The following is a 21023-nucleotide window of genomic DNA, read 5'->3' on the forward strand; positions in this document are numbered from 1 at the left end:
CCTACGCCTCGACCTCGCTGCGGTCGCCCGACCACAGCGTGTGGAAGCTGCCGGCGCGGTCGACGCGGCGGTAGGTGTGCGCCCCGAAGAAATCGCGCTGCCCCTGCACGAGCGCCGCGGGCAGGCGCTCGGCGCGCAGCCCGTCGTAGTACGCGAGCGACGACGAGAACGCCGGGGCCGGAATGCCGGCGTTCGTCGCGTGCACGACGACGCGACGCCACGCCTCCTGACCCCGACCGAGCGCGTCGGCGAAGTAGGGGGCGGCCATGAGCAGCGGCAGCTCGGGCTGCTCGGCGTAGGCCTCGGCGATGCGGTTCAGGAACTGGGCGCGGATGATGCAGCCGCCCCGCCAGATCTTCGAGATCGCACCGAGATCGATGTTCCAGCCGTACTCGGCTGCGCCCGCGCGGATCTCGTCGAAGCCCTGCGAGTAGGCGACGATCTTCGACGCGTAGAGCGCCTGGCGCACATCCTCGACGAACGCGATCTCGTCATCGACCGGCGTGGCGGTCGAGGGGCCGGGCAGATCCCTCGCCGCCTCGCGCTGCTCGGGATGCGAGGACAGCGAGCGCGCGAAGGTCGCCTCCGCGATGCCCGAGACGGGCACTCCGAGCGACAGCGCGGTCTGCACGGTCCAGGCTCCGGTGCCCTTGGCACCCGCCTGGTCGAGGATCACGTCGACGAGGGGCTCGCCCGTCGCTGCGTCGTTCTGACGCAGCACCTCCGCCGTGATCTCGATGAGGTACGACTCGAGCTCGCCGCGGTTCCACTCGGCGAAGATCTCGGCGATCTCGGCGGGGCTCTTCCCCGTACCGCGGCGGATGAGGTCGTAGGCCTCCGCGATGAGCTGCATGTCGGCGTACTCGATGCCGTTGTGCACCATCTTCACGAAGTGCCCGGCGCCGTCGTGGCCGACGTGCGTGACGCAGGGCTCGCCCTCCGCGACCGCGGCGATCGATTTCAGGATCGGTCCGAGCGTGACCCACGATTCGTCGGAGCCGCCGGGCATGATGCTCGGCCCGTTGAGGGCGCCCTCCTCGCCGCCAGAGATGCCGGCACCGACGAAGTTGATGCCGGTCTCGCGCACGGCGCGCTCGCGGCGGATGGTATCGGGGAAGTAGGCGTTGCCGCCGTCCACGATGATGTCGCCCGGCTCGAAGACCTCGACGAGCGCGTCGATCGTCGCGTCGGTCGCGGCACCCGCCTGCACCATGATGATCGCGGTGCGGGGCTTCGCGAGGCTCGCCGCGAACTCCTCGTAGGAGTATGCGGGCACGAAACCCGCCTCCGGGTGCTCGGAGACGAGCGCGTCGGTGCGCCCGCGGCTGCGGTTCAGCACCGCCACGGTGTTGCCCTCGCGGCTGGCCAGGTTGCGAGCCAGGTTCGCACCCATGACCGCCAGGCCGACCACGCCGATGTTCGCCGTGCGATCACTCATTCTCCGGTGCTCCATTCACTCGTGCGGTTCTCGTTCGCCTCTTGCTCCGAGCGGATGCGGCTCAGCCGCTCCAGCACTCGGCCGTACATGATGTCCTCGTCGAGCCGGCGCAGCTCCTCGGCGAGGCACTCGCTCAGGGTGCGGCGCGGCAGCACGATCTCGTGCTCCGGGTGGCCGGGCTGCCGCAGCAGCGTCCGCGACGGTCCGACGCGCTCCATCACCGCGTCGCCCGACGCCCTCCGCAGCGTCACCGAGCGCACGCCCTCGGCGAGCGGCTCCCCCTGCGGCAGCCGGCAGGTCGTCGGCACCCGCAGCGCGAGTTCGAGCCAGGCGGCGAGCATCTGGGTCGCGAGGGATCCTGCCGCACCGACCACCTCGACGGCCAGCACCGGTTCGTGCGGCGGCTGGTCGAGGATCGCCGCCAGGTGCTCGCGCCAGCGCGTGATACGGGTCCACGCGAGATCGGTGTCGCCCGCTGTGTAGCCGGCGAAGCGGCGCGCGAGCTCCGCCCCGCCCGAGATCGCCGCGGTCGTGGTGATGCGACGCTGCGCGATGCGTCCGAGTGGTTCGGATCCCGGGCGGTGGGGCGCCTCCTCCGGCCACCACACGACGACGGGCGCGTCGGGCAGCAGCAGGCCGGTGACGAGGCTCTCCACTCCGCTGCACACCTCGCCGTAGGCCCGCAGCACCACGACTTCGCTGGCACCCGCGTCGGCGCCAACGCGGATCTCGGCGTCGAGCCTCGCCTCGGGGTTGTCGGGTCGGGTCAGCAGCACGATGACGCGCATCGGGTGTTCGTTCGAGGCGTCGTTGGCGGCGCCGACCACGGCCTCGTCGAGCGGTCCGTTCGCGGCGATCACGAGCGTCAGCACGCGGCCGAGCGCCGAGACGCCGCTCTCCTGGCGCATCGACACGAGCCGGCGCGCGACCGCGCTGATGCTCGTGCGCGGAAGTTCCTCGATCACGGTCTCCTCCAGGCCCGCCCGTCGCGGGCGAGCAGCTCGTCGGCGGAGTCGGGCCCCCACGAACCGGGAGCGTACTGCTCCAGCGGCTCGTCGCGGGAGGCCCAGTGCTGCTCCACCGGGTCCAGGATGCGCCACGAGAGCTCGACCTCGCGCTGACGCGGGAACAGCGGCGCATCGCCGAGCAGCACGTCGAGGATCAGGCGCTCGTAGGCCTCGGGGCTCGCCTCGGTGAAGGCGTGGCCGTAGCCGAAGTCCATCGTCACGTCGCGCACCCGCGCGGCGGTTCCGGGAACCTTGGCGCCGAAGCGCATCGTGATGCCCTCGTCGGGCTGCACGCGGATCACGAGGGCGTTCGATCCCTGCTCGGTCGTCTCGGACTTGCCGAACAGCTCGCCCGGCTCCTTGCGGAAGACCACGGCGATCTCGGTGACGCGTCGGCCGAGCCGCTTGCCCGTGCGCAGGTAGAAGGGCACGTCGGCCCAGCGGCGCGTGTTCACCAGGAGCTTCATCGCGGCGTAGGTCTCGGTGCGCGACTGCGGGTCCATGCCCTCCTCGTCGAGGAAGCCGCTCACGAGCTCTCCGCCCTGCCAGCCGCCCGCGTACTGGCCGCGGGCGCTCGCGGCGCCGAGGTCGTCGGGGAGGCGCACGGCCTCGAGCACCTTCTCCTTCTCGGCTCGCAGGTGCTCGGCGCTCAGGCTGATCGGCTCCTCCATCGCGGTGAGCGCGAGCAGCTGCAGCAGGTGATTCTGGATCACGTCGCGCGCCGCGCCGACGCCGTCGTAGTAGCCGGCGCGGCCCCCCACCCCGATGTCCTCGGCCATCGTGATCTGCACGTGATCGACGTAGTTGCGGTTCCAGATCGGCTCGTACATCGCGTTCGCGAAGCGGAGCGACAGGATGTTCTGCACCGTCTCCTTGCCGAGATAGTGGTCGATGCGGAAGATCGCGTCGGCCGGGAACGCCGACTCGAGCGCGTCGTTCAGCTGGCGGGCCGATTCGAGGTCGTGGCCGAACGGCTTCTCGATGATCACGCGTCGCCAGGGCCCCTCATCCGCCGCGCGGTCGACGAGCCCCGAGCTCGACAGCTGGCGCGCCACCTCGGGGAAGGAGCGGGGAGGGATCGACAGGTAGAAGGCGTGGTTGCCCATCGTGCCGCGCTCGCGGTCGAGGGCGTCGACGGTCTGCTTCAGCCGCGCGTACGCCTCGGGGTCGTCGAACTGGCCCTGCACGAAGCGGATGCCCTGGACGAGCTGATCCCAGGTCTCCTCGCGGAACGGCGTGCGGGCATGCTTGCGCACGGCCTCGCGCACGATCTCCACGAAGTCGCGATCCGCCCAGTCCCGCCTCGCGAAGCCGACGAGCGCGAAGCCGGGAGGGAGCAGACCGCGGTTCGCCAGGTCGTAGACGGCGGGCATGAGCTTCTTGCGCGACAGATCGCCGGTCACGCCGAAGATGACGAGCGCGCTCGGCCCGGCGATCCTGCTGAGGCGAGGATCGTCGGCCGAGCGAAGGGGGTTGGAGTTCGCCATCTCAGATGGCGAATCCCAAAGCGCGCATCATGTCGCGGCCGTCGTCGGTGATCCGCTCGGGCGTCCACGGCGGCATCCACACCCAGTTGATGCGGAAGGCGGTGACGAGCCCGTCGAGCGCCTCCGCGATGTCGTTCTCGATGACGTCGGTCAGTGGGCAGCCCGCGCTCGTGAGCGTCATGCTGATCACGAGCGCGTCGTGGGCCTCGTCGAAGGCCAGATCGTAGATCAGGCCGAGATCGACGATGTTGACGCCCAGCTCGGGATCCGAGACGTTCTTCAGCGCCTCGATCGCCTGCTCGCGGAACTCCGGGTCGATCGACTGCGGAACGGTCGTTGCTTCCTCGCTCATACGATCAGCCTAGGACACCGTGCCGCTCAGGCAGAAGCACCCGTGAGAAAGCGGTCGTAACCCTCTTCCTCGAGGCGCTCGGCGAGCTCCGGTCCGCCCTCTTCGGCCACGCGGCCGTTCACGAAGACGTGCACGAAGTCGGGCTTGATGTAGCGCAGGATGCGCGTGTAGTGGGTGATGAGCAGCACGCCGAGGCCGGTCTGCTCCTTGGCGCGGTTGACGCCCTCCGACACGATCTTCAGCGCGTCGACGTCGAGGCCGGAGTCGGTCTCGTCGAGCACGGCGAACTTCGGCTTGAGCAGTTCGAGCTGCAGGATCTCGTTGCGCTTCTTCTCGCCGCCCGAGAAGCCCTCGTTGACGTTGCGAGAGGCGAACGACTCGTCCATGCGCAGGTGCTGCATGGCCTCCTTGACGTCCTTCATCCAGGTGCGGATGGCGGGCGCCTCGCCGTCGATCGCGGTCTTCGCGGTGCGCAGGAAGTTCGCGTTGGTCACGCCCGGGATCTCGACCGGGTACTGCATCGCGAGGAAGAGGCCGGCCTGGGCGCGCTCGTCCACCTCCATGTCGAGCACCTCCTCGCCGTCGAGCAGCACGGAGCCGCTCGTGACCTCGTAGCGGGGGTGACCCGCGATGGCGTAGGCCAGCGTCGACTTGCCGGAGCCGTTCGGGCCCATGATCGCGTGGGTCTCGCCCTGCCTGATGGTGAGGTCGACGCCCTTCAGGATCTTCTTCTCACCCTGATCGGTCTCGACGCTGACGTGCAGGTCCTTGATCTCGAGAACGGAGCTCATTGTTCAATCTCTTTCGTAACGTTGGGGTCGATGTACACGTCGCCGTCTTCGATCTCGACGACGTAGACGGGTACCGGCTCGTAAGCCGGGAGGTTCTGCGGGACGCCGGTGCGCAGCGAGAATGCCGAGCCGTGGGCCCAGCACTCGAGCGTGTCGCCCTCGACGAAGCCCTCGGAGAGGCTGATCTGACCGTGGCTGCAGGTGTCGCCGATGGCGTGCACCTCGCCCGAGCCGTCGAGCACGAGCGCGATCGGCACGTCCTCGACGACGACGCGGGCGGCCTGGTCCTGCACCAGCTCGCCGACCGCGATCACCTTGTGGCGGGCCATTATCGGACGGACTCGGCCAGCTCGGCCTCGACTGCGGCCTGCAGGCGCTCCTCGGTCGATTCGTCGCCGATCTGCGCGATGACCTCGAGCAGGAAGCCGCGCACCACGAGCTTGCGCGCCTCCTCCTCCGAGATGCCCCGGCTCCGGAGGTAGAAGATGTGCTCGTCGTCGAAGCGGCCCGTGGCCGACGCGTGTCCCGCACCCTCGATGTCGCCGGTCTCGATCTCGAGATTCGGGATCGAATCGGCGCGCGTTCCCTCGGAGAGCACCAGGTTGCGGTTCTGCTCGTAGCTGTCGGTGCCGGTCGCGTTCTGGCGGATCAGCACGTCGCCGATCCACACGGTGTGCGCGCCCTCGCCCTGCAGCGCGCCCTTGTAGGTGACGCGGCTGCGGGTGTGGGGGGCGTCGTGATCCATGTAGACCTGGTGCTCCAGGTGCTGGCCCGCATCGGCGAAGTAGGCGCCGAGCGCCTCGCCGTTCGCGCCCTCGTGGTCGAGGTGGATCGCCGGGTTGAGGCGCACGATCCCTCCGCCGAGCGACACCACGATGTGGGTGAGCGATGCATCGCGGCCTACGGTGGCGTAGTGGGCGGCGAGGTGGATCGCGTCGTCGGCCCACTGCTGCACCGAGACGACGGTCAGCTTCGCGCCGTCTCCGACGACGATCTCGACGTTCTCGGTGACGCGCGCGTCGCCCGTGTTCTCGAGGATCACGAGGCCGCGGCTCTGCGGGGCGGCCTCGATCACGGTGTGAGCGGCGCGCGGCGATGCGCCGAGCGCATCGCGCGCGACGACGGCCGTGACCTGCTCCTCGGACGAGACGGTCACCAGGTGGGCCTCGCCGAAGGCGCTCCACGCGGCTGCGGCGGCGCGGTCCTCGGGGATGCCTGCGCGGCCGATGCGCGCGTCGTCGCGGGAGATCCACTCGCTCGCGATCCCCGCCGCCTCGCTCACCGAGACCGGGGGGCGCGAGCCGTCGAGCACGCCGTTCAGCAGCGCATCGAGCTTCGCGACGGGCGAGAACTTCCAGACCGCCTCGCGGCCGGTCACCGTCGGGAAGTCGGCCACATCGGTCGACTTGGGGCGCTCGGAGCGCGTCTGCACCGGGGCGCGGTTCGCCCAGTCCCCGTCGGAGTGCGCCCGCGCGCCGTGCTGCTCGGTGCCCTGCGCCGACGGCGCGGTCTTCTCTGCTACAGCTTCGGTCATTATCCGACGGATCCTTCCATGCCCATCTCGATGAGCTTGTTCAGTTCGAGGGCGTACTCCATGGGCAGCTCGCGCGCGATCGGCTCGATGAAGCCGCGCACGATCATCGCCATCGCCTCCTCCTCGGCGAGTCCGCGGCTCATGAGGTAGAAGAGCTGATCCTCGCTGACGCGCGAGACCGTGGCCTCGTGGCCGAGCTCGGCGTCGTCGGTGCGGATGTCGATCGCCGGGTAGGTGTCGCTGCGCGAGATCGTGTCGACGAGCAGCGCGTCGCAGACCACCGAGTTGGCCGCGTGGTGGGCGTTCGCCTCCACTCGCACCTCGCCGCGGTAGCCGGTACGGCCGCCGCCGCGCGCGATCGACTTCGAGAGGATCGACGACTTGGTGTGCGGCGCGAGATGGATCATCTTGGCCCCCGCGTCCTGGTGCTGGCCGGGCCCCGCGAAGGCGACCGACAGGGTCTCGCCCTTCGCGTGCTCGCCGGCCAGGTAGATCGACGGGTACTTCATGGTGACCTTCGAGCCGATGTTGCCGTCGACCCACTCCATCGTCGCGCCCTCTTCCGCGATCGCGCGCTTCGTGACGAGGTTGTAGACGTTGGTCGACCAGTTCTGGATCGTGGTGTAGCGCACGCGGGCGTTCTTCTTCACGATGATCTCGACGACGGCGGAGTGCAGCGAGTCGCTCTTGTAGATCGGAGCGGTGCAGCCCTCGATGTAGTGCACGTAGCTGCCCTCGTCGGCGATGATGAGCGTGCGCTCGAACTGGCCCATGTTCTCCGTGTTGATGCGGAAGTAGGCCTGCAGCGGGATCTCGACGTGCACGCCCTTCGGCACGTAGACGAAGGAGCCGCCCGACCACACGGCCGTGTTGAGCGCGGCGAACTTGTTGTCGCCCGACGGGATCACGGTGCCGAAGTACTGCTCGAAGATCTCGGGGTGCTCCTTGAGCGCCGTGTCGGTGTCGAGGAACAGCACGCCCTGGCTCTCCAGATCCTCGCGGATCTGGTGGTACACGACCTCCGACTCGTACTGCGCGGCGACGCCGGCGACGAGGCGCTGGCGCTCGGCCTCGGGGATGCCGAGCTTCTCGTAGGTCTCCTTGATCTCCTCGGGAAGCTCCTCCCAGGTGGTCGCCTGCTTCTCGGTCGAGCGCACGAAGTACTTGATGTTGTCGAAGTCGATCTCCGAGAGATCGGCGCCCCACGACGGCATCGGCTTGCGGCCGAAGATCTGCAGGGCCTTGAGCCGTCGCTGCAGCATCCACTCCGGTTCGTTCTTCAGCCCCGAGATGTTCCGCACGACGTCCTCGCTGAGGCCGCGCTGCGCAACCGCGCCCGCCTCATCGCTGTCGTGCCAGCCGAACTCGTACTGGCCCAAGCCTTCGAGCTCGGGTCGGTCGATCAATACCTCTGGCATGATCCCTCCCTTGATTCTTCGTCCTCGCCGGGCAGGGCCCGTGTGCGCACACGAAGAACTCGGGCGCACAGACCTGGCCCTGCAACGGTGCAGTAGTCTGGGCTTCGGACCGAACCGCTCCGACGCGCTGCCCGGCAGCGGTCGTCGGTTCGCAGTACGCAACCACAGCTTCCCATTCTACAGACTCCGGCCTGTTTCGGGAGTGCCGCGCCCTGTGAAGCGCGGATCTCGGAGGAAGCTCACGAGAGGAGACTCGGTGTCCAGCGCGAGTACGTCAGCAACCCCGGCCCCCGAGCAGGGCCTCCGGGTGGGAGTCTCCTCCCGCCTCCTCCGCGTGGCGGCGTGGGCCTCGTTCGTGCTGAACGTCCTGATCATCGGCACCGGCGGCGCCGTGCGCCTCACCGGTTCGGGGCTCGGCTGCGACGAGTGGCCGCTCTGCACGCCGGAGTCGCTGACCCCGACGCCCGAGATGGGCATCCACGGCATCATCGAGTTCGGCAACCGCACGATCACCGGCGTGCTGCTGTTCGTCGCGTTGGCGGTGCTGTTCGCGCTGCTGCAGGCGTGCGGCGGCTGGCCCTCGGTGCGCAACGCGCTCGGCTACGCGGTCTACGGCGTCGCCGCGGGCGTGCTGTTCGGGACCACCGCCTCGCTCGTCGGGCTTCCCGTGTTCTCGTTCTTCACTGCAGTGCTGCTCACGGTCATCGGTATCGCCGCGGTGCGCTCGCTCGACGTGACGCCGCGGCGACACGACCTCGTCATCCTCGCCTGGCTCGTGCTCATCGGCGTCGTCGCCCAGGCGTTCGTGGGCGGCATCACGGTGCTCACGAGGCTCAACGCCTTCATCGTCGGCTTCCACTACGTCGTCTCGCTCGTGCTGGTCTGCGTGACCGCCGCATTCCTCGTGCGCCTGCGCGAGGCGCCCGGGCCGCGCGAGCGGGCGGTGCCCTCGGGGTTCGGGATCCTGGCGCACGTCGCCACGCTCGGCATGGCGGTGATCGTGCTCATGGGGGTGCTGACCACCGCCTCGGGGCCGCACTCGGGCGACGAGGATGTGGTGCGCGACGGCTTCGACGCGACGGTGCTCAGTCACCTGCACGCGTGGCCCGGCTACATCACGCTCGTGCTCGTGCTCGTGCTGCTCGGCTGGGCGGCGGCGCGCCGTCTTCGCCCGCTGCGCTGGTTGATCGCGCTGCTCGTCCTGATGCTCGTGCAGATCGCGGTGGGCATCTTCCAGGCCCGCAGCGGGCTGCCTCCCCTCGCCGTGGGCGTGCACATGGTGCTCGCCTCGCTCACCGCCGCGACGATGACGGTCGTGGTGCTGCGCCTCAAGCGGCCGGTCCTGCCCGCAGAGAGCGCCGAGCCCGCCGGTTAGACCGTCGCCGTGCTGGCCGTGCGCCGACGCGAACCGCGCGGGCGATGAGAGCGGCCCGAAGGCCGCGCGGTCATCCTCAGGCGCGGCCGGCGCGCGAACGCTCGAGAGCGCGGCTCAGGTCGGCCCACAGATCCTCGACGTGCTCGATGCCGATGCTCAGCCGCACGAGCGCCTCGGGCACCTGCACGGGCTCGGCCGGCTGCCTGCGCCGCCGCTCGGCGAGCGACTCGACGCCGCCGAGGCTCGTCGCCGGAGTGATGAGCTCGAGCTCCGCCACGAAGGCGTCTGCGTGCTCCGCTCCGCCCTCGAGCTCGATCGAGACGAGCGCGCCGAAGCCCCCGAGCTGCGCCGCGGCGAGTTCGTGCCCGGGGTCGCTCGCGAGCCCCGGATAGCGCACTCGGGCCACGCCGGGCGCCGAGAGCAGCCGCTCGGCGAGCACGCCCGCCGTGGCCTCGGCGCGGTCGAGCCGCAGGGCGAGGGTGCGCAGGCCGCGCAGGGCGAGCCACGCCTCGAACGGACCGGGGATGGCGCCGTGCAGCGTGCGGTGCGCGAGCAGGCGCGCACGCAGCTCCGCATTGCGCACGACGGCGATGCCGAGCAGCACGTCGGAGTGTCCGGCGATGAACTTGGTCGCCGAGTGCACGACGACATCGGCGCCGTGCTCGAGCGGGCGCTGGCGCAGCGGGGTCGAGAAGGTGTTGTCGACGACCACCGTGAGCCCTCGCTCGCGCGCCGCCGCGATCAGCCGGGGCAGGTCGACGACCTCGAGCAGCGGGTTGGTGGGCGATTCGAGCCAGATGAGGTCGGCGCCCTCCATCGCGGCGACCGTGGCCTCGATGTCGACGGGATCGATCTCACGCAGCCGCAGCGCCCCGCTCTCCGCGAGGGATCGGGCCAGGCCGATCGAGCCGTTGTACGACGTGGACGGCACGAGCGCGACGCCCCCGACGGGCACGAGGGAGAGTCCTGCGGCGACGGCGGCCATGCCGGAGGCGTAGGAGAGCGCGGGCACCGACGATCCCTCGAGCATCGCGACGGCCTCCTCGAGCGGCTCCCACGACTCGTTCGAGAATCGCGCGTAGCCGCGGTCACCCGGGCCGCCCGGCGCCTCGCGGCCGAAGAAGGTCGACGTCAGCGCGATGTGCGGGTTGAGCGCTGCGCCGGTCTCCCTTGCGGGCCGCCCGAGGGCGACGACGGAGGTGCTGGGGTCGAGGTCGGAGGCGTGGTGCATGAGCTTCAGGCTACTCCCGCCGCCGTAACACGCGCGTTACACGCGCAGGCCTCGGGTCAGAACGGCAGCAGCGGGTCGATCGCGATCGCGAGCGACAGCACGGAGAGGTAGGTGATCGAGCCGTGGAAGACCTGCATCGGCTTGCCCTCCTGCCCGCGGATCGCGCTGCCGTAGAGCCGGTGCGCCTGCAAGATGAAGTAGCCGCCCGAGAGCAGCGCGACAGTCGTGTAGATCCAGCCGATGCCGTTCGCGGGGATCAGCAGCAGACTCGAGACGACCGTCGCCCAGGTGTAGAGGATGACCTGGAGGCCCACGGTCGCGCGCCCGCGCACCACGCCGAGCATCGGAACGCCCGCCGCGGCGTAGTCCTCGCGGTAGCGCATCGAGAGCGGCCAGTAGTGGGCCGGGGTCCAGAGGAAGATGATGAGGAAGAACACCCAGGCGGGCCAGTCGAGTGATCCGGTGACGGCAGCCCAGCCGATGAGCACGGGGAAGCAGCCCGCGATGCCGCCCCAGATGATGTTCTGCTCGCTGCGGCCCTTGAGCCACATCGTGTAGACGACGACGTAGGTGAAGATCGCGGCGGCGCCGAGCACGGCGGCGAGCCAGTTGGTCGTGAGGTAGAGCCAGGCGATCGAGAGCACCCCGAGCACCCACGCGAAGACGAGGGCGTTGCGATCGGAGATCTCGCCCGTCACCAGCGGACGGTTCTTGGTGCGCTTCATCAGCCGGTCGGCCTCGCGGTCGATGTAGCAGTTGAACGCGCCGGCGGAGCCCGCGCTCATCGCGCCGCCGACGAGGGTCGCCAGCACCAGCCACAGGTCGGGCAGGCCGTTCGCGGCGAGGATCATCGCCGGCACGGTGACGACCAGCAGCAGTTCCATCACCCGCGGCTTCGTGAGCGCGACGTAGTTCTTGACCGTGCGGCCGAACGAGCGCTTCCGCCGGGGCGCGAGGGTCTGGGGCTGGGCTGAGATCTCGGTGGACATCACTCACCATCGTACCCCCGCTGCCATAAGATGAGTGGGGTGTGCGCGACCGCGCCCGAATCTTCCCCTTGGAAAGGTGCATCTGTGGGAAACGAATTGCAGTGGGACGAGCTCGATGATCTTGCGGTGAACACCGCCCGGGTGCTCGCCGCGGACGCGGTCGAGAAGGTCGGCAACGGCCACCCGGGCACCGCCATCAGCCTGGCGCCCGTCGCCTATCTCCTGCACCAGCGAGTGATGCGCCACGATCCGGCCGACGCCGACTGGGTCGGCCGCGACCGCTTCATCCTCTCGGTCGGGCACTCATCGCTCACCCAGTACGTGCAGCTCTACCTCGGAGGCTACGGCCTCGAGCTCGAGGACATCGAGGCCCTGCGCACCTGGGGCTCCCGCACACCGGGTCACCCCGAGGTCGGTCACACGCCCGGCGTGGAGATCACGACCGGCCCGCTGGGTCAGGGCCTCGCCTCGGCCGTCGGCTTCGCATACGCCGCGCGTTACGAGCGCGGCCTGTTCGACCCCGAAGCCGCGCCGGGCGCCAGCCCCTTCGACCACTTCGTCTACGTGATCGCGGGCGACGGAGACCTCCAGGAGGGCGTGACGTCCGAGGCCTCCTCGCTGGCGGGCCACCAGGAGCTCGGCAACCTGATCGCCATCTACGATTCGAACCAGATCTCGATCGAGGACGACACCGACATCGCCTTCTCGGAGGACGTCGCGCAGCGCTACGAGTCCTACGGGTGGCAGGTCATCGAGGTCGACTGGAAGAAGACCGGCGACTACGTCGAGGACATCGTCGAACTGAACGCGGCGATCGAGGCGGCCCGGGCCGAGACCTCGAAGCCCTCGCTCATCATCCTGAAGACGATCATCGGCTGGCCCTCGCCCGGCAAGCAGAACACGGGAGGGATCCACGGCTCGAAGCTGGGCGCCGAGGAGCTCGCCGGCCTCAAGCGCGCGCTGGGCTTCGACCCGGAGCAGCACTTCGCCGTCGCACCCGAGGTGCTGGCGCACACGCGCAAGGCGGTCGAGCGAGGAGCCGAGCGCCGCGCCGAGTGGCAGCGCGGCTTCGACGCCTGGGCCGAGGCGAACCCCGAGCGCAAGGCGCTGTTCGACCGTCTCGAGGCGCGCGAGCTGCCCGAGGGCGCGCTCGAGGCGCTGCCGACCTTCGAGGTGGGCGACAGCATCGCCACCCGTTCGGCGAGCGGCAAGGTGCTCGCCGCGCTCGGCCCGATCATGCCCGAGCTGTGGGGCGGATCCGCCGACCTCGCGGGCTCGAACAACACCACGATCCCGGGCGTCCCCTCCTTCGCTCCCGCCGAGCGCTCGACCGGGGCGTGGACGGCGACCCCCTATGGCCGCGTGCTGCACTTCGGCATCCGCGAGCACGCGATGGCCGCGATCCTCAACGGCATCCAGCTGCACGGCAAGACCCGCAGCTACGGCGGCACCTTCCTGCAGTTCGCCGACTACATGCGCCCCGCCGTGCGGCTCGCGGCGCTCATGAACGTGCCGAGCATCTTCGTGTGGACCCACGACTCCATCGCTCTCGGCGAGGACGGCCCGACGCACCAGCCGGTCGAGCACCTCGCCGCGCTGCGCGCGATCCCCAACCTGGCCATCGTGCGCCCGGCAGACGCGAACGAGACCGCCGCGGCCTGGCACGAGGTGCTGAGCCGCCACGCCGGGCCTACCGGCATCGCTCTCACCCGACAGAACGTCCCCGTGCTCGAGGGCACCTCGGCCGAGGGCGTGCGCCGGGGCGCCTATGTGCTCGCCGACTCCCCCACCGACAGCATCGACGTGCTGCTCATCGGTACGGGCTCCGAGGTGCAGCTCGCCGTCGAGGCGCGCGAGCGCCTCGCGGCCGACGGGATCGGCGCACGCGTCGTGAGCATGCCGTCGGTCGAGTGGTTCGCCGAGCAGAGCGAGGAGTACCGCGAGAGCGTGCTCCCCTCCGACGTCACGGCGCGCGTGAGCGTCGAAGCGGGCATCGCGCTCGGGTGGGAGCGCTTCGTCGGCCAGCACGGCCGTTCGGTGTCGCTCGAGCACTTCGGCGCCTCCGCCGACTACGAGACGCTGTTCCGCGAGTTCGGCATCACCGCCGACGCCGTGGTCGCCGCCGCCCGCGATTCCATCCAGAGCTCAGGAGAGTAAGCATGACGACCCCCACTCAGTCCCTCAGCGCCGCCGGTGTGAGCGTCTGGCTCGACGACCTCTCGCGCTCGCGCATCGAGAGCGGTGAGCTCGCCCGTCTCATCGGCGACCGCGACGTCGTCGGCGTCACGACCAACCCGACGATCTTCGCCGCGGCCATCGGCGGCGGTATCGGCTACGGCGACCGCATCGCCGGTTGCGCAGCGCGGGGCCTCGGCGCCTCCGAGACCATCGTGGAGCTCACGACGGCCGATGTCGCCGACGCCTGCGACATCTTCGCCGACGTCTACGCCGCGACCGGCGGCCGCGACGGCCGCGTCTCCATCGAGGTCGAGCCCGGCCTCGCCCGCGACGCGGCGGGCACCGCCGCCCAGGCTCGCGAGTTGTGGGCGAAGGTCGACCGCCCCAACGCCATGATCAAGATCCCCGCGACGGTCGAGGGACTCGAGGCGATCACCGAGACGATCGCGGCGGGGATCAGCGTGAACGTCACGCTCATCTTCAGCCTCGAGCGCTACCGCCAGGTCATCAACGCCTACCTCACGGGCCTCGAGCAGGCGCGCGCCGCGGGCATCGACCTCTCGACCATCCACTCGGTCGCATCGTTCTTCGTGTCGCGCGTCGACACCGAGATCGACGCGCGCCTCACGGCGATCGGCACCCCCGAGGCTCTCGAACTGAAGGGCAAGGCCGCGGTCGCCAATGCGCGCCTCGCCTACGAGGTCTACGAGCAGTCCTTCGCCACCGAGCGCGCGAAGCAGCTGCTCGGTCTCGGCGCCAACCCGCAGCGCCCGCTGTGGGCGTCGACGGGCGTCAAGGATCCCTCGCTGCCCGATACCCTCTACGTGAGCGAGCTCGTCGCCCCCGGCGTCGTGAACACCATGCCCGAGGCCACGCTCAACGCGTTCGCCGATCACGGCGAGGTGCGCGGCGACACCGTCACCTCCGAATATCTCGAGTCGAACCAGCTGCTCAACGCCATCGACGCGCAGGGCATCGACTACAACGAGGTCACCGCGAAGCTCGAGACCGAGGGCCTGTCGAAGTTCGACGCCTCGTGGGACGAGCTCTGCGAGACCGTCGAGCGGGCGCTCGAGGAGCAGCGATGAGCCTGCGGGTTGTACTCGCGGAAGGGATCGCGGAAGGTGCCGCGTTCCGGGAGTCGCTCGATGCGCTGGCGAGGGATCGCGTCGCATCGCGCGTCTTCCTGCAGGACGCGACGCTGTGGGGTCCCGAGGCCGAGGCAGAGGCCTCGATCCGCCTCGGCTGGACCGACTTCGCCGGCGCGGCGGAGCAGCTGATCCCCGCCATCGAGGGGCTGCGATCGGAGTTCGCCGCGGCGGGCGTCGACCGCATCGTGCTGTGCGGCATGGGCGGATCGAGCCTCGCCCCAGCCGTCATCACCCGCTGGGCCGGTGTCGAGCTGACCATGCTCGACACCACGCATCCGGCGGCCGTGCGCCGCGCCCTCGAGGGCGACCTCGCGCGCACCGCGGTGGTCGTGAGCTCCAAGTCGGGCAGCACCATCGAGACCCGCAGCCACCTCGCGGCCTTCGAGCAGGCCTTCCGCGACGCCGGCATCGCGCCCGAGAGCCGCATCGTCATCGTCACCGACCCCGACTCGCCGCTCGACCGCGACTCGCGTGCGGCCGGCCGGCACGTGTTCAACGCCGACCCGAACGTGGGCGGGCGCTTCTCCGCGCTGACGGCCTTCGGACTCGTGCCGTCGGGGCTCGCGGGCACCGACCTGGCGAAGCTCGTCGGAGAGGCGCAGGGGACGCGCGAGGCCCTCGCGCGTGACGCGCACGACAACCCGGCGCTCGTGCTCGCGGCTGCGATCGCCTCGGGCCTGCCCGAGCGCTACGTGCTCGCCGTACGCGCCGGCGACGACGCCGACTGGCAGCTCGGCGCCTGGATCGAGCAGCTCATCGCCGAGTCCACCGGCAAGGACGGCCGCGGCGTGCTCCCCGTCTCCCTCACCGGCACGGCTCCCGAGTTTTCGGACGACGCACCGGTGAATGTGCTCGGCGTCCTGCTCTCGGCGGGCACGGCCTCCACGCCCGCCTCGGGCGTCGCCGTGAGCGGCGGGCTGGGCGAGCAGTTCCTGCTGTGGGAGACGGCGACGGCCGCGCTCGGGAGGCTGATGGGCATCGATCCCTTCAATCAGCCCGACGTCGAATCGGCCAAGGTCGCTGCGCGCGCCGCGCTCGCGGAGGCGGCCTCCGCGTCGGAGACGGCCGCGCAGCAGCCGAACGTTCCCGACTACGGCTCGCTCCTGGGCGAACTGCGCTCTGCGCTCCCCGCCGGCGGCTACGTCGTCATCCAGGCCTTCCTCGATCCCGGCGCGACCCACGCAGCCTCGCTCCGCGAGCTGCGCGACCGCCTCGCCTCAGATCTCGGCGCGCCGGTGGCGCTGGGCTGGGGCCCGAGCTACCTGCACTCGACCGGCCAGCTGCACAAGGGCGGGCCTGCGAAGGGCGCGTACCTGCAGATCGTCGACGCCGAGCCCGGATCCCTCGCGATCCCGGGCTCCGAGAGCGGCTTCGACGCACTCATCGCCGCCCAGGCCCGCGGCGACCGCGACGTGCTCGTCGAGCGCGGCCGCCCCGTGATCACGGTCGTCTGCGGCGACGCCGAGGCCGAGCTGGCGAGACTGGCCGCGAGCTAGGGATCCCGACCGCACGACACGGAAGAAGGCCCCGGGGAGAGATCCCCGGGGCCTTCTGCTTCGTGCTGCGGGACCCGTTCAGGCCGAGACCTTGGCGGAACCGCGGCGCGCGCGCAGCTTCTGCAGCGCGGCCTCGAGCAGTTCCTCCGCTTCCTCGGGCGTGCGACGCTCCTTCACATACGCGAGATGCGTCTTGTAGGGCTCGTTCTTCGGCAGAAGCGGCGGGTTCTCACGATCGCGCCCCGCGGGAAGACCCGTGCTCGGGCAATCGATCTGCTCGGGAATCTCCTCCGGCGAGACATCCGCGGCGAAGTAGCGGACGGTCTCATTGCCGAGCGCGTCCCAGTACGAGATCTGAATACGGTCGGCGCGCGCGCCGTGGTCCTTCTCCCCCATGGGGCCTGAACCTACGCGGGCGCCGCGAATGGCGTTGCTGCCAGCCATCGACAACCTTCCTGAGTGTCTGGAATCGAGTGGTTACGCGACCCGTTACACGACCGAGAACCGGGCGATGAGCCCGAGCCCCACGATCGAGGCGACCCATACGAGCGAGACGACGACGGTGATCCGGTTCAGATTCCGCTCGGCGACGCCCGATGAGCCGAGGCTCGAGGTGACACCGCCGCCGAACATGTCGGACAGGCCGCCGCCGCGTCCCTTGTGCAGCAGGATGAAGAGCGTGAGCAGCAGGCTCGTGAGGACGAGCAGGACGATCAAGGCGATCTTGAGGATGAGCACGCGTTCACCTTTCGGGTATGAGGGCGCGATGGGCCAACGTACAGTATACCGCTCCCCTCTGGGAGCGACGGGCTCACGCGCCCGTGACGTGCTTCTTGAACTGGATGATACGCGAGAACTCGTCCACCTTCAGGCTCGCGCCGCCGACGAGCGCACCGTCGACGTCGGGCTGCCTGAGGAATCCGGCGACGTTCTGGCTCGCGACGGAGCCGCCGTAGAGCACGCGAGTCGCATCCGCGCGCTCGTCCCCGCGCAGTTCGCGCAGAGCGTCGCGGATCGCCTTCGCGACCTCCTGTGCCTGCTCGGGCGTCGCCGCCTGACCGCTGCCGATCGCCCAGACCGGCTCGTAGGCGATGACGAACTCAGCGTCCTCAGGGAGCTCCGCGAGCGCCGCGGTGAGCTGTGCGACGGGAATGGCCGCGGCGCCGTGCTCCTCGAGATCTTCGGCGGTCTCGCCCACGCAGATCATGGGGACCATGCCGGCGCGGTGCGCCGCGAGAGCCTTGGCGCCCACGGTCGCGTCGTCCTCGCCGTGCCCCTGCCGGCGCTCGGAGTGGCCGACGAGCACGTAGCCGACGTCGAGCTTCGCCAGCATGTCGGCCGACACGTCGCCCGTGTAGGCGCCGGAGGCGTGCGGCGAGACGTCCTGCGCGCCGAGCGAGAGCGAGATCTTGTCCGCCGACAGCAGCGTCTGGACCGAGCGGAGGTCGGTGAACGGGGGGAACACCGCGACCTCGACGTCGGTGTAGTCGTGCCTGGCATCCTTCAGGCTCCACGACAGCTTCTGCACGAAGGCGATCGCCTGCAGGTGGTCGAAGTTCATCTTCCAGTTGCCCGCGATGAGCGGGGTGCGCTGCTCGGTCATGCGAGCACCTCCAGTCCGGGAAGAGCCTTCCCCTCGAGAAATTCGAGGCTGGCTCCGCCTCCGGTAGAGATGTGTCCGAACTGGTCGTCGGCGAAGCCGAGCGCGCGAACGGCCGCAGCCGAATCGCCGCCGCCCACGACCGTGAATCCCCGTGTCTCGGTCAGCGCCTTCGCGACGGCGCGCGTGCCGCCCGCGAAGGCCTCCATCTCGAAGACGCCCATGGGACCGTTCCAGAACACCGTCGCCGAGTCGGCGATGATCGCGGCGAAGGCCACCGCGGAGTCGGGGCCGATGTCGAGGCCGATGCCGGCCTCGCCGAAGCTCGAGGAGTCGATCGCATCGGCTGCGACGACCTCGTGGGCCGCGTCGGCCGCGAAGGCCTCCGCGACGACCACATCGGTCGGCAGCACGATACGCACGCCGCGCCGTTCGGCCTCGGCGAGGTACCCGCGTACGGTGTCGAGCTGGTCCTTCTCGAGCAGGCTCGAGGCCACGGCGTGGCCCTGCGCAGCAAGGAAGGTGAACAGCATGCCACCACCGATGAGCAGCGTGTCGACCCGTTCCAGGAGGTGGGCGATGACGCCGAGCTTGTCCGAGACCTTCGATCCGCCGAGCACGACCGTGTAGGGCCGCTCCGCGTTCTCCGTGAGGCGCTGCAGCACCTCCAACTCGGCGGCGACCAGGCGCCCGGCGGCGCTCGGCAGCAGGCCCGCGAGTTCGGTGACGCTGGCCTGGCGGCGGTGCACGACGCCGAAGCCATCGGAGACGAACGCGTCGGCCCCCTTCGCGAGCTCCTCGGCGAAGGCCTGTCGCTCCCCCTCGTCCTTGCTCGTCTCGCCCGGGTTGAACCGCAGATTCTCGAGCAGCAGCACGTCGCCGTCGCCGAGCGCGGCGCGTGCCGCCTCCGCCTCCTCGCCCACCGTCTCCGAGGAGAACGCCACGGGCGCCTCCAGCAGCTCCGACATGCGCTCGGCGACCGGGCGCAGCGAGTAGCGCTCCTCGGGCGCACCGGCGGGGCGCCCGAGGTGGCTGATCAGCACCAGGCGGGCACCCGCCTCGCGCAGCTCGCGGATCGTGGTGAGCGAAGCGCGGATGCGGCCGTCATCGGTGATGACGCCGTCTCGCAGCGGGACGTTCAGGTCGCATCGGATGACGACCGTCTTCGCGTTGAGGTCGCCGAGCGACTCGAGTGTGCGCATTGAGGTGTGTGGCTCCCGGGTGAGATGGACGAGGGGCTGGACGGCTCAGATGAGGCCGGGCGTCTGCGCGCGAGCGGCCTCGAAGCGCTTCGCGACGTCCTGCCAGTTGGCGATGTTCCAGAACGCCTTCACGTAGTCGGCCTTGACGTTGAGGTAGTCGAGGTAGAAGGCGTGCTCCCACATGTCGAGCATGAGCAGCGGGGTGAGTCCCAGGGGCACGTTCGCCTGCTGATCGAACAGCTGGAAGATCGCGAGGCGCTGGCCGATCGGATCCCAGGCGAGCACCGACCAGCCCGATCCCTGGATGCCCGTCGCGACGGCGGTGAAGTGGGCCTGGAACTTGGCGAACGAGCCGAACTGATCCTTGATCGCCTCGGCGAGCTCACCCTCGGGCTCCCCGCCCCCGTCGGGCGAGAGGTTGTTCCAGAAGACCGTGTGGTTGACGTGGCCGCCGAGGTTGAAGGCGAGATCCTTCTCCAGCTTGTTGACCGCGGCCAGGTTCTCGGACTCGCGCGCCTCGGCGAGCTGTTCGAGCGCGGTGTTGGCGCCGGTCACATAGGCCTGGTGGTGCTTGTCGTGGTGCAACTGCATGATCTTGCCGCTGATGTGCGGCTCGAGAGCAGCGTAATCATAGGGCAGTTCGGGAAGTGAGTAGGCGGCCATGTGGCGCTCCAATCTCTGCGTTCAACAGTTGTCGGTTCCAGCCTAGCCCTCGCGCGCGGGGCGCGCAGCCGGGCGGAGAGGAGTCGGAGGGCTCTCAGAGGGAGTCGAGCTCCTCGGGAAGGTTCGCCTCGGTCCCCGGGATGCCGCGCGCGGCGGCCTCCTTGTCGGCCATCGCGAGGAGGCGGCGGATGCGGCCGGCGATGGCGTCCTTCGTGAGCGGAGGATCGGCGCGGGCGCCGAGGTCGTCGAGACTGGCCTCGCGGTGCGTGAGCCGCAGGCTGCCCGCGTAGCGCAGGTGCTCGGGCACTCCGTCCCCGAGGATCTCGAGCGCGCGTTCGACGCGCGCGCAGGCGGCCACGGATGCCTGCGCGGATCGCCGCAGGTTCGCATCGTCGAAGTTCACCAGACGGTTCGCGGTGGCGCGCGTCTCGCGGGCCTTCCGCAGCTCATCCCATGCCGCACGAGCCTCGGAGGCGCCCATCGCGCCGAGCATCTGCCCGATCGTCTCGCTGTCGCGGATAAGCACCTTGTGCTGACCGCGGATCTCGCGGCTCTTCGCGTCGATCCCGATCCGATGCGCGGCCCCGACGAGGGCCATGGCCACCTCGTTCGTGGGGCACCCGATCTCGAGGCCGACAGAGCGGCCGGGAGGGGTGATCGAACCGCGGGCGAGGAACGCCCCGCGCCAGATCGCCGCGAGCTCGGCGGGGGCGCCGGTCGTCAGGCGGTTGGGGAGGCCGCGGATCTGCCTGCGGCGCTGATCGAGCAGCCCGAGCTGCCTGGCCAGGGTCTCGCCGTCGATGACGCGCACGAGGAACTGCGGGGCTCCGGGGCGGGTGCTCGTGGGCGGCAGCTGCTTCGCCTCCGAGCGCACGCCGTAGAGCTCGGCGAGGTCCTTGCGCACGCGCTGCACGATCTGCGGCGTGTGCAGTTCGGCCTCGAGGGCGATGCGGCCGGAGATCGTGTGGAGACCGCCGGCGAGGCGCAGAACGGTCGCGACCTCGGCCACCCGCTCTCCGGTCTGGGACGCGGGGAAACGGACGAGCTCGCTCTTCACCTCGACGGTAGACGGCACAAATGATCCTCTCTGGGCGGTGTGGAATGGGAATCG

General features: G+C 70.1%; 20 protein-coding genes. 4 read left to right on the plus strand and 16 right to left on the minus strand.

Translation table 11 applies throughout. The features are described 5' to 3' along the window. Nucleotide 1: 1 nt before the first annotated feature. The 8 genes from gndA to sufB are packed head-to-tail and all read right to left on the minus strand — an operon-like array spanning nucleotide 2 to nucleotide 8027. A complete protein-coding gene (gndA, locus tag J4H91_RS05215) occupies nucleotides 2–1438 on the minus strand; it encodes an NADP-dependent phosphogluconate dehydrogenase (RefSeq protein WP_208045200.1) in 1437 nt (478 codons plus the stop codon). Further along, nucleotides 1435–2403 (minus strand): glucose-6-phosphate dehydrogenase assembly protein OpcA, encoded by a 969-nt coding sequence (locus J4H91_RS05220; RefSeq protein ID WP_208045201.1) that lies wholly within the window; start codon nucleotides 2401–2403, stop codon nucleotides 1435–1437. Before J4H91_RS05220 ends, gndA begins: the two co-directional genes overlap by 4 nt. Continuing rightward, nucleotides 2400–3932 (minus strand): glucose-6-phosphate dehydrogenase, encoded by a 1533-nt coding sequence (gene zwf, locus J4H91_RS05225; protein WP_208045202.1) that lies wholly within the window; start codon nucleotides 3930–3932, stop codon nucleotides 2400–2402. Before zwf ends, J4H91_RS05220 begins: the two co-directional genes overlap by 4 nt. A gap of 1 nt (nucleotide 3933) precedes the next feature. Further along, a complete protein-coding gene (locus tag J4H91_RS05230; RefSeq protein ID WP_208045203.1) occupies nucleotides 3934–4284 on the minus strand; it encodes a metal-sulfur cluster assembly factor in 351 nt (116 codons plus the stop codon). A gap of 26 nt (nucleotides 4285–4310) precedes the next feature. Beyond that, nucleotides 4311–5075, minus strand: coding sequence for a Fe-S cluster assembly ATPase SufC (sufC, locus tag J4H91_RS05235; RefSeq protein ID WP_208045204.1), 765 nt, complete (start codon nucleotides 5073–5075; stop codon nucleotides 4311–4313). Next, nucleotides 5072–5404, minus strand: coding sequence for a non-heme iron oxygenase ferredoxin subunit (locus J4H91_RS05240; RefSeq protein WP_208045205.1), 333 nt, complete (start codon nucleotides 5402–5404; stop codon nucleotides 5072–5074). The genes sufC and J4H91_RS05240 overlap by 4 nt, the downstream gene beginning before the upstream one ends. Next, entirely contained in the window at nucleotides 5404–6609 is a 1206-nt protein-coding gene (sufD, locus tag J4H91_RS05245) for a Fe-S cluster assembly protein SufD (protein ID WP_208045206.1), read from the minus strand. The genes J4H91_RS05240 and sufD overlap by 1 nt, the downstream gene beginning before the upstream one ends. Next, the gene (gene sufB, locus J4H91_RS05250) at nucleotides 6609–8027 is read right to left on the minus strand and encodes a Fe-S cluster assembly protein SufB (protein WP_208045207.1); all 1419 of its coding nucleotides are present in this window, start codon (nucleotides 8025–8027) and stop codon (nucleotides 6609–6611) included. Before sufB ends, sufD begins: the two co-directional genes overlap by 1 nt. Before the next feature lie 307 nt (nucleotides 8028–8334). Here sufB and J4H91_RS15485 point away from each other — a divergent pair, with 307 nt between their 5' ends. Continuing rightward, nucleotides 8335–9402, plus strand: a complete 1068-nt coding sequence (locus J4H91_RS15485; protein WP_424960829.1) for a COX15/CtaA family protein — start codon at nucleotides 8335–8337, stop codon at nucleotides 9400–9402. Nucleotides 9403–9478: 76 nt separating this feature from the next. Here J4H91_RS15485 and J4H91_RS05260 read toward each other — a convergent pair whose 3' ends face one another. After that, nucleotides 9479–10633, minus strand: coding sequence for a trans-sulfuration enzyme family protein (locus J4H91_RS05260; RefSeq protein WP_208045208.1), 1155 nt, complete (start codon nucleotides 10631–10633; stop codon nucleotides 9479–9481). A gap of 56 nt (nucleotides 10634–10689) precedes the next feature. Next, nucleotides 10690–11622, minus strand: a complete 933-nt coding sequence (locus J4H91_RS05265; RefSeq protein ID WP_243752646.1) for a heme o synthase — start codon at nucleotides 11620–11622, stop codon at nucleotides 10690–10692. An 84-nt stretch (nucleotides 11623–11706) separates the two neighbouring features. Here J4H91_RS05265 and tkt point away from each other — a divergent pair, with 84 nt between their 5' ends. From tkt to J4H91_RS05280, 3 genes are read left to right on the plus strand one after another with little or no spacing between them, the layout of a single operon-like run. Next, on the plus strand, nucleotides 11707–13779 hold the full coding sequence (gene tkt, locus J4H91_RS05270; RefSeq protein ID WP_341783448.1) for a transketolase: 2073 nt from the start codon (nucleotides 11707–11709) through the stop codon (nucleotides 13777–13779). 2 nt (nucleotides 13780–13781) lie between these two features. Beyond that, a complete protein-coding gene (gene tal, locus J4H91_RS05275) occupies nucleotides 13782–14888 on the plus strand; it encodes a transaldolase (protein WP_208045210.1) in 1107 nt (368 codons plus the stop codon). Beyond that, nucleotides 14885–16447: a glucose-6-phosphate isomerase gene (locus J4H91_RS05280; protein WP_208045211.1), complete on the plus strand. Its 1563-nt coding sequence runs from the start codon at nucleotides 14885–14887 to the stop codon at nucleotides 16445–16447. Before tal ends, J4H91_RS05280 begins: the two co-directional genes overlap by 4 nt. Before the next feature lie 78 nt (nucleotides 16448–16525). Here the strand turns inward: J4H91_RS05280 and J4H91_RS05285 are convergent, their stop codons facing one another. The 6 genes from J4H91_RS05285 to whiA all read right to left on the minus strand — a co-directional run bounded on the left by J4H91_RS05285 (nucleotide 16526) and on the right by whiA (nucleotide 20987). Then, on the minus strand, nucleotides 16526–16891 hold the full coding sequence (locus J4H91_RS05285; RefSeq protein ID WP_208045212.1) for an RNA polymerase-binding protein RbpA: 366 nt from the start codon (nucleotides 16889–16891) through the stop codon (nucleotides 16526–16528). A gap of 45 nt (nucleotides 16892–16936) precedes the next feature. Next, the gene (gene secG / locus J4H91_RS05290; protein ID WP_208045213.1) at nucleotides 16937–17185 is read right to left on the minus strand and encodes a preprotein translocase subunit SecG; all 249 of its coding nucleotides are present in this window, start codon (nucleotides 17183–17185) and stop codon (nucleotides 16937–16939) included. Nucleotides 17186–17258: 73 nt separating this feature from the next. Next, a complete protein-coding gene (gene tpiA, locus J4H91_RS05295) occupies nucleotides 17259–18050 on the minus strand; it encodes a triose-phosphate isomerase (protein WP_208045214.1) in 792 nt (263 codons plus the stop codon). Then, nucleotides 18047–19249: a phosphoglycerate kinase gene (locus J4H91_RS05300; RefSeq protein ID WP_208045215.1), complete on the minus strand. Its 1203-nt coding sequence runs from the start codon at nucleotides 19247–19249 to the stop codon at nucleotides 18047–18049. Before J4H91_RS05300 ends, tpiA begins: the two co-directional genes overlap by 4 nt. Nucleotides 19250–19294: 45 nt before the next feature. After that, nucleotides 19295–19912: a superoxide dismutase gene (locus J4H91_RS05305; RefSeq protein WP_208045216.1), complete on the minus strand. Its 618-nt coding sequence runs from the start codon at nucleotides 19910–19912 to the stop codon at nucleotides 19295–19297. A gap of 94 nt (nucleotides 19913–20006) precedes the next feature. Next, nucleotides 20007–20987 (minus strand): DNA-binding protein WhiA, encoded by a 981-nt coding sequence (gene whiA / locus J4H91_RS05310; protein WP_208045217.1) that lies wholly within the window; start codon nucleotides 20985–20987, stop codon nucleotides 20007–20009. Nucleotides 20988–21023 lie beyond the last annotated feature (36 nt).

Source organism: Leucobacter ruminantium, assembly GCF_017565705.1.
Lineage (GTDB): Bacteria > Actinomycetota > Actinomycetes > Actinomycetales > Microbacteriaceae > Leucobacter > Leucobacter ruminantium.